Genomic DNA, 12640 nt, shown 5'->3' with positions numbered 1-12640 from the left:
ACCTATTTATCCAAAAAAGGGATATCTATTTATTATAAACTAGTTATTTAAAAGGAGGTAAATGGATTTTTCCTCCAATATCTTCATGCCTTCCATTGTCAAATTTTAATTGTTTATCATATTGTTCAATATAATAAAAAAACCATCCTAACGGTTATGCTTATGGCATATCGCAGTTAGGATGGTTCTGCTTTTTATATTTCGATTGATTCAAGGATTCTTTGCAATTTAATAGATATATGTTCGGCTATATCTGTTTCTTTAGCATTCTCAAATTGCTTGATCGCATCTTGTAAATGTTTTAAAGCTTGTTCTTGTCTACCCATGCCCCGATGATGAATGGATGAAGTTAACGAGTTAGACAATTGCATACTTAATGAGTTTGTAATCTCTCCCTTACTTGCATGCTTTTTAATGAATTTCAGTGCAGATTCTAATGTTTCTGCTACTTCAATTTTCATTAGATTGGCTTTGTCGGCATAATAAATATTTCCATCATCACCAATGGTCATTAACTCAGTTTCAGAAAGTGTTTCATGCTCCAATGAATCAGGGTCAATGACAGTTAGTTGGCCAGCAAGAGTTGTGTACATAAGTCCGTCCTCACTCCAGCGGATATGAATTGGTCTCCATCTGCCAAAATCTTTAATTTCAGGATAGACACTTTTGCTCTTCACAATTTCTAAGCTTTCCGGATCCATTGCAAAGATTGTTCCACCCGCTGCTGACCATAATAATCCGTCAGGTCCCAGACTCATTCCACTAATCAGCTTCGGTTTAACTGTAACACCTGGTATTTCCGGAACAAACTCCGTAATTTTTTCACCTTTTTCTATATCCCATACGAATATTTTAGCTGCAGGCTCAGTTGGGTCTATTCCTAATCCCCCAGCAACGGTCGTCGAACCATATAGCTTTCCATTTACTTCTTCCAACCCTGCAATAGCTTGATTATGGACAACATTTTCATACACGACTGGATCTTTTGCACCGGTGGGATCAAGTACTGTTAATGAACCTCCCAAATGGCCATAATCCGGTATGGTACCAATATATAATTGATCGTTGACTGCAGACATTATAAATGGTCGGTCCTGATTAGGAATATCATAAATTTGTTTAGCAGAGAGTGCTGGGTTCGTAGGATCCATTTCAAAAATGGTAGCACCTGGATAAACCCCAAAATACATTTTGTTGCCAAGGGGTACCATACCTTCTGCTTGCCCCAAGGTGAAATTTTTGTACTCATTTGTTTCGGGATTATACACTGCACCCTTTCCTCCTGGATAACCGCTTAAATATAAATTACCCTCGGGACCTTTCTCTAACGTTTGTATAGGAATTGGATTACCGACAATTGGATATTGAATGGTTTTTACTTTTTTGGTCTGTAAATTAAAATAACTGACTTGGCCACCAAATTGAACGGTAACTAATGATTGTCCAGGTAAGTCAGGATCATTTTCAACTTCAACCCACGTTGTATTTCGTAAAAAGGTTCCAAACACGACTCCTGTATCAACCGCTTCTAGGGTATCCAGGTCTACCTCCTTTAATCTACTACCTTGCAAGAAGTAGACTTTATTGCTTCCTGGAAGGCCATGAATCAGGCGTAACCCTTTATTGTTTGTATAGTATTTGTCACTCCATTGGCCTGTTTCTGTATCATAAAAGAGAAGTGTATTACTACCACCGCCAACACCCGCAATGATATACTTTCCTGCTGCGTCTAATTGCCAAACACTGCTTCCAGGTACAACATGATCTGGTACCTCTATTGATTCATACTCACCTGATTCCACATTTAATTTCACGATCCGATTGTCAACACCGATACCTACATATAAGTAACCATTGTGATATGCCGTGGATCGCGAGTAGCTCTGTCCCGGAGCAACAGAACCATAGTCCTTCATCTCTCCGGTATTTGGATCATATCTGCCGGCTTTTGCATTCGGGTACGAACCAAAATAAACCCGACCTTTTTCATCATAAGATAAACCGTATACGACAGTTTCTCCTATACTCCCAACATTTTTTACTTCTTGTGTGTCAGGGGAATATTCATAAAGATACCCATTGCCACCAATATAGACGTTGCCATTCGGCACGGTTATATGTGTCCAAACTGCCGAAGTTCCTTCTAAAGGATATGTCCTAACTACTTCCTGACTTTCAAGGTCGATTACCTGAAAAATTGCGGGGTCTCCGCTGGCAGTTGTGTACATCATATCTCGTCCATTTTCAGTGCCATAGGTAGAATCATAGATTGCGATACTTTGGATAGTAGACCCCAAATTTATAGGTTCTTTAAATCTTTTTTCTACTTCTGCATGAACGGGCAAACTATAGAGTAGAGAAGAAACAATTAACACACCTACAGCTAATAAAATTCCAAACCACTTTGTAAACGTTCTCATTTTATTCGCTCCTTTTTATTAAAGTTTTTATTATATGTCGGTTACTAAGATCCCTCCCTCTTTTTGGTATATTTTAAGGGTAACAAATCTAAAATTATGTGGATATGACGATAAATAGCCCAAAAATAAGACAGGAATATAGTCTTAGGAAAATATTCGAAACATGAAGACTCAACGTCTTTTTATAATTCTTATGAACCACTACCAAATAACTGGTATGAATTACTTTACTTTCTTGATAATGGTAACGGATATAATTATCAATTGATACTTAATTTTAGGTTCTTTTAAAGTTTAATGTTGATATTAATTATAAAAATGGAACCTCCACAAATTAGGAAGTTCCATTTTATAAAATGGCTTGTTTGACTAACGCACCCTTTAGTTGAACAAGGATTTATCGTAATTTTAACTTAGTCCACTTTTCTTCTGGAATGTCTCTATGCCTGTAATCAGAAACTTTAATCTCATTCCCTTTTATCTGAAAGGTAATAGTTTCTTCACCATATGGAGGGTTATGAGCACCTTCAAAGGTTTGAACTTGAACTGTCACATAATAAACATTCTCCGATTCATCTTTCTTGATATTAATAATTTTCTCAAACCCTCGATACCAAAGTTTTGGTTCGTAATACTCTTCAACTGCTTTACTAATTGGTTCGATTAACCGTTCAATTAAAACTTCTTTCAAGAGTGTTTTAGGTACAGGTATTCTGTCTATATTCTTTCTTTTTATATCAACAATTTCCCACATACCAGACGGTCGTTTTTCAACTTGATAGAGAACATTGGTACCATCTTTTTTCCATAGGTGAACATAACCTTTATTTCCTTTTGTATAAAAACGAGGTTCATCGATCCATTCTTGTTCTAATTGAATAACCAATAGGTACAATTGCATTAGTGGTGTTATTTTATCTCCTAATTGGTTAAGACTCACTAAGGATTCATATGTATAACCCGTTAAATCAATATTAAATTCATCATCTGTAATCTTAATTTGTTCAGTTGCTCGGGCTATTGTGGGCAACATAATGCACAAAATAATAGTCGAAATAATTAACTTTATAGCAATCACCTCTGATATATTTTGTGTTATTTATAGGAGTTTTATTTTCTTCACTAAACTGCTTCGTTTGTTCAATAAGGAATTCAACAAAAAAGGTGTTTAATCCTTCTTAGATCAACGCACCCGATAGTTTAAGTACAACTGTTCACAATCATTTTATTGTATAGAACCTATAACAATTATATTTTCTAATACATAATAGCCATGCATTAACGGCACAATGTATAATGTTTAGAATTTATAATATAGTTGGTGCAAAAATGAATGAGAAATTTGATAAAGAGAAAGAACTTTGGAATAAAATCCAGCTACTTCGTGAAGAAATGGTTCGAACAGCTTACAATAAGAATTTAGATTTTCTTGATGAAGAAGTATTATCATTGAGCCAAGCTTTAAACAAACTTTTAAATGAATATGAAAAATTATTACACGGAAAATAAGGAAATTATCACCTCTAGAATGTGAATACATCCTACCCCGTAGCATCCCCGCCGCTCACGTAAGTAAAAAGCGACTGTTCCTATTGAACAATCGCTACCCGTTAGTTGAAGAAGAAAAAGAAGATGCCTAAGTAATTGCCGTTTCTAACCTTCAAATTATTGAATAACGACATTCCCAACGTATTGAGCATTTCCACTATCCGCATTTATGTCAATCACAATCATATACTCACCTTTTTCTTCTGGTAAGTAGAAGTCTTGGCTGTTTTTTTGATATTCTAAATCAATTTTTTTGTCTTCTTGCCAAACTGAAACACTTATTCTATTTGGATTAAAATCCCCATCTTCAAGGGTTATAGCAACTAACTCTCCTGCATTAAAGTATATTACATCTTGTTTTTTTGCGAATGATTGAATATCCTTCGTTTCTTTATTGTACTTTTCATCATAATTCCAATCTATGTTTGCTTCTGCTAAATCTTCTTGGGAGTTAATACCATTTGGAGTAAACACTGAAACAGTTGGTGGAGAAAAATCATATTCTTCTCCAATACATCCTGTTAATAAAAAGACGCAAAACAAACCTGCAATCAACTTGAAGAATGTATTCACATATCTTCACTCCTTCACGTTTTTTGACTATTAATTCATTATAATTTTAAACATTGACACTAATAAAATTTAAATGATTTTCCTGTCCTTGTCCAACTAAACTGCATCGTTAGTGTAATAACTTCTACTAAAATAGGCACTTCTCCTTCTCGTAGGATAGTACCCGATACTTTAATAAACTATTTTATTTTAATTTACTAATCCAGTAAGCAACTCAACTATTCTTTATTAAAATAATCAAATAAACTCGTTGAAATTCCACTAAGATTCTCGCTAATGCCTCCCAATAAGCTAGGGATCTGACTAACCCATAAAGCAATAATAGATGTACTTATTGCTATAACAACAAGAGAGAGCACTTTTATCAACTCTAAGGTCTGATTATCGAATTTCACTTTTATACCCCCATTATTTGTTCCTGAACGAAAAAATTTAGAGAGCCTAATTAGAAAATCAGGCTCTCTAATATATTGTGCACTTTAAAAACATATCCTTCTTATTAAACTAAACTGCTTCGTTAATTCAAGACAGATCTTATTTTTTGATGCCTTTAACTGAAGGTCTTTCAATACCATCTTTTCTTCTTTTCTTATCGATGTAAACCCAAGAATAATAAAATGTCCAGAACACTAAGGCGATTAATATTGCATAATGTTTTTGACCTGTTGGTAGGTAAAACAATAAAAGAAGACCTATAAGAACAAATGGTGGTAAAAGTATCGCATATTTTTTCCAGTGCATTCTCTCACTCCTTCATTTATAGTAAGACAAAACAAAAATTATAAAACCTTGTTCAACATTCGCACCCTTTAGTTGAAATACAATACCTCACAAAGTTATATTTTGATTGTATTTGGATGGGTTTATTTGAATTAGAGAGTGTCACAATTAGCTACTTTTCTTCCTTTCTTCTATGTGTAATGTAATAAACAATAAAAGAAAAATGATTCCTAAAACAAGTGGGAAAAAGGTTAATATCCAAGATAATGTAGATATTTCTCCACTTCCAATTGGACCAACTTTTGGGGTCTTTATTTGATATATAGTGAAAATAAATAACGATATATTGAAAATTGAAGCTATCAAAAACACATTTTTTCTCACTTTTCCTCACCTCTAATGAAAAACATATGTAAATAATTCTCCAAAATAGAATGGATTTCCTTTTATTTATTCAAACATGCTTTGTTAGTTTAATACCTTCAACAAAAAGGTACGTAACCCCTCTTGGGTAAACGTACCCGTAAAATCTTCTTCCACTAAACTGCTCCAATAGTTGAAGAAGCGACAGCCTGTTCTGCTATCGCACCCGTTACTTCAATAAGAAAATTATAATTTCTTTTCAAAAAAGGTTAAGGATAGTTGTTCATTTACTATTACTTCTTTAATGTTTTGAAATCCATTCTTTTTATAAAAACTAACTGCTGGAATATTTTTAGAACCTGTCGCTACTTTTAGTGTTTCAACCTGGAACTTAGTTTCAATGAAATTTAAAAGCATCTGTGCGATTCCTTTTCTAAAATGGTTTGGATGTATGATTAACCTATGTATATCGACATCATCACAGTCTACTTTTATAGATATTACTCCGCATAATACTTCATTTTCATAATAACCAAAGAATGTTTCTCCACAATGTTGCAATGTATAAACTGTATCCTTTAATGGTGGTATTTCATATGAACCAATTATTTCAGCCTCTACCTTATATGATGGTATTTGAATGTTTAAAACATCTTCAGCGTTTTTACTATTACTAATGTCAATTATTTTAATCAAGGATACCCCTCGTTCTGTTATTTTCTTCTCCTACAAAACTGCTTCGTTAGTTCAATAAATTCAACAAAAAGGTGCGGAATCCTTCTTGGATCACGCACCCGTTAGCTTAATAACATTACTTTGTAAAAGATAAGCCCTTTCCAACAGGTTGAATTGAATTTATTACTGCTTCTCCTACTTTCTTACTTACCAATCTTTCAATTATCCATCCAACTAAATCTTGTGCGGCTAAGCAACCAGCCGCAGTTGCGATATTATTTTCAACAATAAAAGATTCTTCAACAACGTTAACATTAAATTTTTCTAATTCCTTTTTCGCTGTTGGGTAAGTGGTTGCAGTCATACCTTCTAATAAACCAAGAGCTCCTAAAATAAGTGCTCCAGAACACATAGAACCTACTAACTGTTTCGATGGATTTATTTTTAGTCTTTTAAGATAATTTTCATCTTTATATAATCTCCTCGTTCCTGGACCACTGGCAAATAAAATTGCATCTGCATTTCTTAGCTCATCAATAGACGAATGGATTGGAACTTGAAGACCAGTAACCGAGCTATGAGTTTCTTTAGTTCCATAAATTTGAACATTCCATCCAGGATGTTTGACACGATTTAATATGTCCCAGGGTAAAAATACATCAATATCCGTAAAATCATCAAATGCAACAATAGCGATTTCCATTAAATCCTCTCCCTCTCCTTATAAAATTCAAATTTTTGTTAAACTAACCTGCCCCGTTAGTACAACAAGAAAAAGCTGCCCTTATGACAGCTTTGATCTTCAACTATTGCACCCCTTAGTAGAGGAACTTATTAGTTATTGATATGGGTCTTTTAGGAGTAATGAAAAATTGTAATAAGCATTCAATACCTCATCATTTAATGGATGATAAAATTCTTGTTCTTTTAACGGTAAAATACCCTCACCCTCCAACTTCTTTAAATAGCCCTCAAATCCTATATCAACTGCCCGAAGATATTTTTTTAGGTTAAATTTATAGTAGTTAATTATCCGACTTTGTGGAGGCAAATTATCTATATGCTCGACAGTTAGATTGATACCGTCAGTAGAATAATTATAATATTCACCATTCCCGTGGCAATATAATCGTTCTTCTTTAATTTCACCCTTATAAAGTTTTGAAAGTTTATAAAAAAATTCTGGTAATGCTACAAAAGCAACACCTGATTTAAAACTAAAATTTTGTTCTTCGTTTGAAACATCAATTTGAACATCACCACTTTCAAAAAAGATATTAACAAAACATTTATAATCCGTTTTAATAAAACCTCCCCCTTTATTAAACTTATCCTGCTCCGATAGCCTATTAACTTCAACAAAAAAGGCCGTTAATCCTTCTTGATCAACGCACCCGATAGTTGAATAAGCTATGTTACTTTTTTGTAGAGGAACGTTCTCTTAGAAGTGATGAGATAATGCTTAGTTCCTGATATATTAGAAATAAAAATCCGATAACAACAGCTATAAAAAATCCCCAATTGCCGACCGAAATTTTCCCAACAATACAAAAGACAAAAAACACAATAATGGATGGCAAATATTTTTTCATCATTTTCCCCCTTAAAATAAACTTTTTAGAACTATCGCACCCGTTAGTTGAAAATCATTTTTTAGTGTTATTTAGTCTATTAACTTCCATAATTAAACAAACCAATAAACCAGAAATCACTCCGAAATAAATTGCATAAAGGACTGTTACATCTGGTGCATTCATTGCACTTGCTATAATCAAAGCACTAATAAAACCGAGTAATCCTCCAACAACAATTCCAACCATAATTCTAATTGCCATAAAAACCAAACCTCCCTAAGTTTATTGAACTAAACTGCTTCGTTAGTTTGAGTACATTTTTTCACATACCTAATATTGCTATCCATGCCCTGTTAAACAATTATTTGTTGAAAAGACTTTGATTCTTTTTGTTTAGTTTTCTATAAGCGATAAATAATAAGATTAAATATAAAACGTAGCCTACAATTGTAACTGCTATATTTAATATCAGTGGAATAGTAACTTGCAAAGTATCAATAAAAGATTCAGTGTACCATTTGTTAATACTAAGCAAGGAAATTAAACTTAGGAAGAACAAGGTAAAGAAACCTATTCTGTGGTTTTTGTATTTTGTTGTAATAATAAATCCAACTAGACCACAAATTAAAGCGGAGATTATTAAAACATTTATGTATGTATTATTAAGAGTCTCTATATCCAAAGATATTTGCTCCTTTCTTTTCCTTATTTAACATTGCTGCTCCGTTAGCTTAATAACTTCAACAAAAAGGTGCTTTATCCTTCTTGGATTAACGCACCCTTAGTGAAGTAATATACTGCAAATCTCATTTGTTTTTTCCTATAACTCTAATTAGCCACCAGATTAAAAGTATAAAAGGGATAAGAAGCAAGTATGGGATAATTGTGGTAATAACAGTAATAAATGTGGTCATTTATCAGTCTCCTTTCAGAAATATTAGCGTTCTAATATGTATTATTCTGGAAGGATGTTAATTACCCCTTCTTAAACTAAACTGCCATGTTAGCTCAACAAGAAAAAAGCTGCACAGGAATTGCAGCTGGCTCTTTAACTCTTGTAACCGTTAATTTAAGTGAATTATTTCACAAAATGTCTAGAAGGAAATTACTTAAGTCCCAATGCAATAAAATAAGCCCTTTCTGTTTTTATGCAGAAGGACTTGAAAATGGATTATTATTGATTCTATTTTTTTATTAATTCATCCCTATCAGGAGCCATAGGAGGCTGTTCTAGCCACCCATTTTTAATCATTATATTAGCTCCATCCTCAGCATACAGAGCTATTTCAGCAGTAAGCTTTACATAATTCAGACCTATATCCCTTCTAGGGCTCATTGCCATACTAGTACCATAAAATCCAATACTTAGGGCAATAAGGGATGTAGTATAGAACATCATAAGTTTGTCAGAAAAAGTATAAGCTGTAGACTCAGTTACATCTGAATCCCATGACATAGGTACTGGAAGGTAATTCTCTCTAAGGATAGCTCCAAAAACATCACAATGCTTTTTTGCAATTTCTACACCTCTAAATAAAAACTTGGCTACCTCTTTTGACTGTGCAACTTGACTAAATCCCATTAAGGTTGCAACTCCAAAAGCATTTCTTTGAAAGTTAACATAGAGGTTTAATATTTCTGTACCTACTAAGGGTCTCTTTTCTCCAATAAAGCCTTTAAGGAAATTTTGTTTTTTAACAAAATCAATATCATCTGGTATAGGTAAATAAGGAGACCTGATATAAAGACCTTTAGATAATAAAAGCTCTTTTACCTCTCTAAGAAAATTTGTTAATTGTGAAATACACTCACTAAAATGACTGTAAACATCTGCTCTAACTGATACTGACAGATACATACTGTATCCTTGCAGAGCAATTTGTGCTGCTTGATGGAGGTAATTCAAAAAATATGTGTCTGAATACAACCTAGGAGCATTTTTATTTACTTCCTCACTATATTTAAATCCATAAGGTATTGGATACTTTTCTTTGTTGAAAATCTCAGTTAATGTTTTAAGATTTCCTTGAGCAATTTCAAAAGCATGTTTGACTAATGCTTTAATCTTTTCATCCTCAACCATGGTTAAAAAGTATTTAAAATGACAAGAAATGGCAGTATCATTAATATAGGATGTCCAAATAGCCGTTATCTCTGCTGATGTAAGATGTACATGATTGCCTTCCTCCATAATAAACCTCCATCTACCAAACAATCCTTTTTTGTACAATATTCCCTAATTTTTTAACAATATGTAAATAAAAAAGCCTACTGCTTTCTACAATGTTAAATGTGCAGTAGGCTGTTCTTTCTTTTTCAACTAAACTGCCCCTTAAACAAAGGAGTGTTTTAATTTCATAATTTCACCGAACTGCGACGTTACTTCCTTCTGTTTTTGCACACTTCTTATGCGCAAAATCCTTATCCAAAAATGTTTTTACAACTACTGTTTCTTCACTGTCCACATCTACTTCTTTGTTACAGATACAACAGCGATAAATCATAACTGTACCTATCCTACCTTCGCACTATTTTAATTAACATTCATTGAAAATACATGTTTAATCGATTATTCTAAAATTATAAGTTCTTGGGCATTTGATTTCGGTCACTTAGTCCAAGGACTTCTTTATTTTCATATTTCTCATCAATGTCGCTTTTTAGTTCTGCTTCGACATAAGATCTTTGTTTTTCTCATTAAACTATCCTGCCCGTTAGCTTAATAAGAGTCTTCCTCAATTGCTTTCCTTAAATTGTGATGAATTCATATATATATATTGTCCATAATAAACTACATAATCGACCTATATAGAATGAGCTAAGTAATTTTAAGAGTCCTTGAATTTTAAGTTTTTGGAGGTTTCTTATGAAACAAATAAACATTAAATTTTTTATAATTTTTGTTTTGTTTTTATCCGGCTGCAATATTAAAGAAGCTACACCTGAGGTTGTTGAAGATTCTGAGTATATTAATTCGATATCCTCCTTTCACTTTTCGCATAAGGAAGTTGCAGTAAAAGCATCACGAGCTACTATTTACTTCCTCAATACCCAAAACGGAAAAGATGAATATAAAACTGCACTGGAGGAGTTAAAGGAATCGACCAAGCAAGTGGAAACCCTCCCTATTCCAACAGATGAATCAGAACTTAAGGCTTTTGATGACATTTATAGAAATGCAATCTTGCAGTTACCCGATTCCTTGGAATCCATTGTAAACTATAAAGAATCAGGTGATCGGACTTCGTTGGATGCAGCGATTAATAAGCAAACCCAGTTAGGTGCTGACATTGATTTTGCTGCCCAGCAGATTTTTGCTAGAAGGAGATAGCTAGTCAGGGAGAAGTCCCTGGCTTTAGTTTTATTTAAGATTTCTTAATAGAAATAGGAGGTGGATTTATTGACACTTTTGAGCTGAATACCCATATCTAATATTTTGTTTCATTCAAAAAGTGGCTAAAATCTTTGATATTTTTAATTTACTAAAAGCTCACTTATTTTTCTTCCCCATTTGTACACCTCATCATAGACATTATTATTTTTACATTTACCTCTTGTTGAACTAAACTGCCCCGTTTGTTCAATAAGGAACTCAACAAAAAGGGTGGTTAATCTTCTTGGATCAACGCACCCGATAGTTGAATTAAGGTGGTCATTATTTATTTGAATTTCAATTGGTGGATGTAGTTCTCCATCATCGAACCTATAATCTAAAAGTGTAATTTTAAAAATGAAATTAATAACCATAAAAGTAAGGAGTAAAGCTATGACAATGGAAGTCCAAAAAGCACCTTTAATAATTAACCTAAAAATTTTTGACCCAACAATCATATCTCCCCAATACACATTTCAACCCCCTTTTTCAGTTATCTTTTAATGTCATCATATATCCCTTTTTCTAAACTAACCTGCCTCGTTTGTTCAATAAGGAATTCAACAAAAAGGGTGGTTAATCCTTATTGGATCAACGCACCCGTTAAAGAAAAAAGTTAAATCTATCTATTTATATTTTTTGACATACCAATGGTAAATTTTTTTAACCCAAAGGTTTCATAATATGGTTCCAAACTTTCCACACACATTAGTTGAGGAATTACCCGATTTTGATCACAATGGTGAATTATTCGATTCACCATTTCTTTGCCGATTCCTTCGGACTGATAGCTTGGTAGAACACATAATCCACAAACTACTCCAGTAATTACACCATCTGAAATAACACGTCCCATACCCACTAATTGTTTTTCATCAAATGCGTAAATGGCGTACCAACTTTGATTGCACATTCGTTCCAAATCATTACTTGTTAATTTAAGTGAATTCCATCCTAAAGATTCATATAGGGTTAGTAATTGGTCAAAGTTAATGGGGGGTTCTGTCGTATAATTTATATATTTCACCATATAGTTACCTCCTGAATTTTTTTCTCATTGCTCCGTTAGTTCAATAACTTCTATTATAATAGGCGATAATCCTTCTTGGATAACGCACCCGTTTACTTAGTAGAACAGTTCCTGTCGAGGAAGTTGCAGTATGAGCGTCAATTAAATACCTCGTAGTCGGTGTTTTTCTGCTGGAATGAGTCTTTGAATGGCTTTAAGAATATCAGTTGCTCTCACGGTCATCACCACTTTTATATAGTTTTTACAGAACGTAAATTCCTATTTATCGAATATCAACAACAGCCTTTAACATAACCTAATTTTTAAAAATTACAGATACATTGACAGTGACAGTTAAATAAGTAGTGAATAATAGTTTAGGGCA

Annotated in this window: 15 protein-coding genes and 1 pseudogene; 2 read left to right on the top strand and 14 right to left on the bottom strand. The window is 33.3% G+C overall.

What is annotated here, in order from left to right; all coding sequences use genetic code 11:
- Positions 1–194: 194 nt before the first annotated feature.
- Both CKK03_RS18060 and CKK03_RS18055 read right to left on the bottom strand, forming a co-directional pair.
- Positions 195–2420 carry an FIMAH domain-containing protein gene (locus CKK03_RS18060; RefSeq protein WP_099363921.1) on the bottom strand — a complete coding sequence of 742 codons (2226 nt, stop codon included), beginning with the start codon at positions 2418–2420 and terminating at the stop codon, positions 195–197.
- A 397-nt stretch (positions 2421–2817) separates the two neighbouring features.
- Positions 2818–3453, bottom strand: a complete 636-nt coding sequence (locus CKK03_RS18055) for a DUF3888 domain-containing protein (protein ID WP_099364108.1) — start codon at positions 3451–3453, stop codon at positions 2818–2820.
- Between the two features lie 296 nt (positions 3454–3749).
- Between CKK03_RS18055 and CKK03_RS18050 the strand changes: the two genes are divergently transcribed.
- On the top strand, positions 3750–3929 hold the full coding sequence (locus CKK03_RS18050) for an aspartyl-phosphate phosphatase Spo0E family protein (RefSeq protein ID WP_180271305.1): 180 nt from the start codon (positions 3750–3752) through the stop codon (positions 3927–3929).
- Positions 3930–4085: 156 nt separating this feature from the next.
- On the opposite strand, the gene CKK03_RS18045 is transcribed toward CKK03_RS18050, so the two are convergent.
- From CKK03_RS18045 to CKK03_RS23800, 9 genes are all read right to left on the bottom strand, one after another.
- Positions 4086–4541 carry a hypothetical protein gene (locus CKK03_RS18045; RefSeq protein ID WP_099363919.1) on the bottom strand — a complete coding sequence of 152 codons (456 nt, stop codon included), beginning with the start codon at positions 4539–4541 and terminating at the stop codon, positions 4086–4088.
- A gap of 218 nt (positions 4542–4759) precedes the next feature.
- Positions 4760–4936, bottom strand: coding sequence for a hypothetical protein (locus CKK03_RS23810; RefSeq protein WP_180271304.1), 177 nt, complete (start codon positions 4934–4936; stop codon positions 4760–4762).
- A gap of 139 nt (positions 4937–5075) precedes the next feature.
- Positions 5076–5282 carry a hypothetical protein gene (locus CKK03_RS18040; protein ID WP_099363918.1) on the bottom strand — a complete coding sequence of 69 codons (207 nt, stop codon included), beginning with the start codon at positions 5280–5282 and terminating at the stop codon, positions 5076–5078.
- A 588-nt stretch (positions 5283–5870) separates the two neighbouring features.
- Entirely contained in the window at positions 5871–6320 is a 450-nt protein-coding gene (locus tag CKK03_RS18030; RefSeq protein WP_099363916.1) for a GNAT family N-acetyltransferase, read from the bottom strand.
- A 115-nt stretch (positions 6321–6435) separates the two neighbouring features.
- Positions 6436–7002 (bottom strand): DJ-1/PfpI family protein, encoded by a 567-nt coding sequence (locus tag CKK03_RS18025; protein WP_099363915.1) that lies wholly within the window; start codon positions 7000–7002, stop codon positions 6436–6438.
- Between the two features lie 712 nt (positions 7003–7714).
- Positions 7715–7891, bottom strand: coding sequence for a hypothetical protein (locus CKK03_RS23805; protein WP_180271303.1), 177 nt, complete (start codon positions 7889–7891; stop codon positions 7715–7717).
- Positions 7892–7945: 54 nt separating this feature from the next.
- On the bottom strand, positions 7946–8134 hold the full coding sequence (locus CKK03_RS18015) for a hypothetical protein (protein WP_099363913.1): 189 nt from the start codon (positions 8132–8134) through the stop codon (positions 7946–7948).
- A gap of 922 nt (positions 8135–9056) precedes the next feature.
- Positions 9057–10064 carry a DUF3231 family protein gene (locus CKK03_RS18000; RefSeq protein ID WP_099363910.1) on the bottom strand — a complete coding sequence of 336 codons (1008 nt, stop codon included), beginning with the start codon at positions 10062–10064 and terminating at the stop codon, positions 9057–9059.
- A gap of 172 nt (positions 10065–10236) precedes the next feature.
- Complete coding sequence (locus tag CKK03_RS23800) at positions 10237–10377, bottom strand: hypothetical protein (RefSeq protein ID WP_180271302.1); 141 nt, start codon at positions 10375–10377, stop codon at positions 10237–10239.
- Positions 10378–10739: 362 nt separating this feature from the next.
- Between CKK03_RS23800 and CKK03_RS17995 the strand changes: the two genes are divergently transcribed.
- Complete coding sequence (locus tag CKK03_RS17995) at positions 10740–11204, top strand: hypothetical protein (protein ID WP_099363909.1); 465 nt, start codon at positions 10740–10742, stop codon at positions 11202–11204.
- A gap of 143 nt (positions 11205–11347) precedes the next feature.
- Here CKK03_RS17995 and CKK03_RS17990 read toward each other — a convergent pair whose 3' ends face one another.
- The 3 genes and pseudogenes from CKK03_RS17990 to CKK03_RS17980 form a co-directional block, all read right to left on the bottom strand.
- Complete coding sequence (locus CKK03_RS17990) at positions 11348–11719, bottom strand: hypothetical protein (RefSeq protein WP_099363908.1); 372 nt, start codon at positions 11717–11719, stop codon at positions 11348–11350.
- A 149-nt stretch (positions 11720–11868) separates the two neighbouring features.
- Positions 11869–12276, bottom strand: coding sequence for a GNAT family N-acetyltransferase (locus tag CKK03_RS17985; protein ID WP_099363907.1), 408 nt, complete (start codon positions 12274–12276; stop codon positions 11869–11871).
- A 100-nt stretch (positions 12277–12376) separates the two neighbouring features.
- A pseudogene (locus CKK03_RS17980) lies at positions 12377–12498 on the bottom strand (IS1595 family transposase); the annotation flags it as partial.
- Between the last annotated feature and the right edge of the window lie 142 nt (positions 12499–12640).

It is taken from the genome of Fredinandcohnia onubensis (assembly GCF_002734215.1).
Lineage (GTDB): Bacteria > Bacillota > Bacilli > Bacillales > Bacillaceae_L > Ferdinandcohnia > Ferdinandcohnia onubensis.
This window is presented reverse-complemented; position numbering and strand designations above follow the sequence as displayed.

Bases quoted from the DNA above. Each gene is read 5' to 3' on its own strand.
- CKK03_RS18060 (WP_099363921.1), bottom strand. From the start codon at position 2,420: ATGAGAACGTTTACAAAGTGGTTTGGAATTTTATTAGCTGTAGGTGTG.
- CKK03_RS18055 (WP_099364108.1), bottom strand. From the start codon at position 3,453: ATGTTGCCCACAATAGCCCGAGCAACTGAACAAATTAAGATTACAGAT.
- CKK03_RS18050 (WP_180271305.1), top strand. From the start codon at position 3,750: ATGAATGAGAAATTTGATAAAGAGAAAGAACTTTGGAATAAAATCCAG.
- CKK03_RS18040 (WP_099363918.1), bottom strand. From the start codon at position 5,282: ATGCACTGGAAAAAATATGCGATACTTTTACCACCATTTGTTCTTATA.
- CKK03_RS18025 (WP_099363915.1), bottom strand. From the start codon at position 7,002: ATGGAAATCGCTATTGTTGCATTTGATGATTTTACGGATATTGATGTA.
- CKK03_RS23805 (WP_180271303.1), bottom strand. From the start codon at position 7,891: ATGAAAAAATATTTGCCATCCATTATTGTGTTTTTTGTCTTTTGTATT.
- CKK03_RS18015 (WP_099363913.1), bottom strand. From the start codon at position 8,134: ATGGCAATTAGAATTATGGTTGGAATTGTTGTTGGAGGATTACTCGGT.
- CKK03_RS18000 (WP_099363910.1), bottom strand. From the start codon at position 10,064: ATGGAGGAAGGCAATCATGTACATCTTACATCAGCAGAGATAACGGCT.
- CKK03_RS23800 (WP_180271302.1), bottom strand. From the start codon at position 10,377: ATGATTTATCGCTGTTGTATCTGTAACAAAGAAGTAGATGTGGACAGT.
- CKK03_RS17995 (WP_099363909.1), top strand. From the start codon at position 10,740: ATGAAACAAATAAACATTAAATTTTTTATAATTTTTGTTTTGTTTTTA.
- CKK03_RS17985 (WP_099363907.1), bottom strand. From the start codon at position 12,276: ATGGTGAAATATATAAATTATACGACAGAACCCCCCATTAACTTTGAC.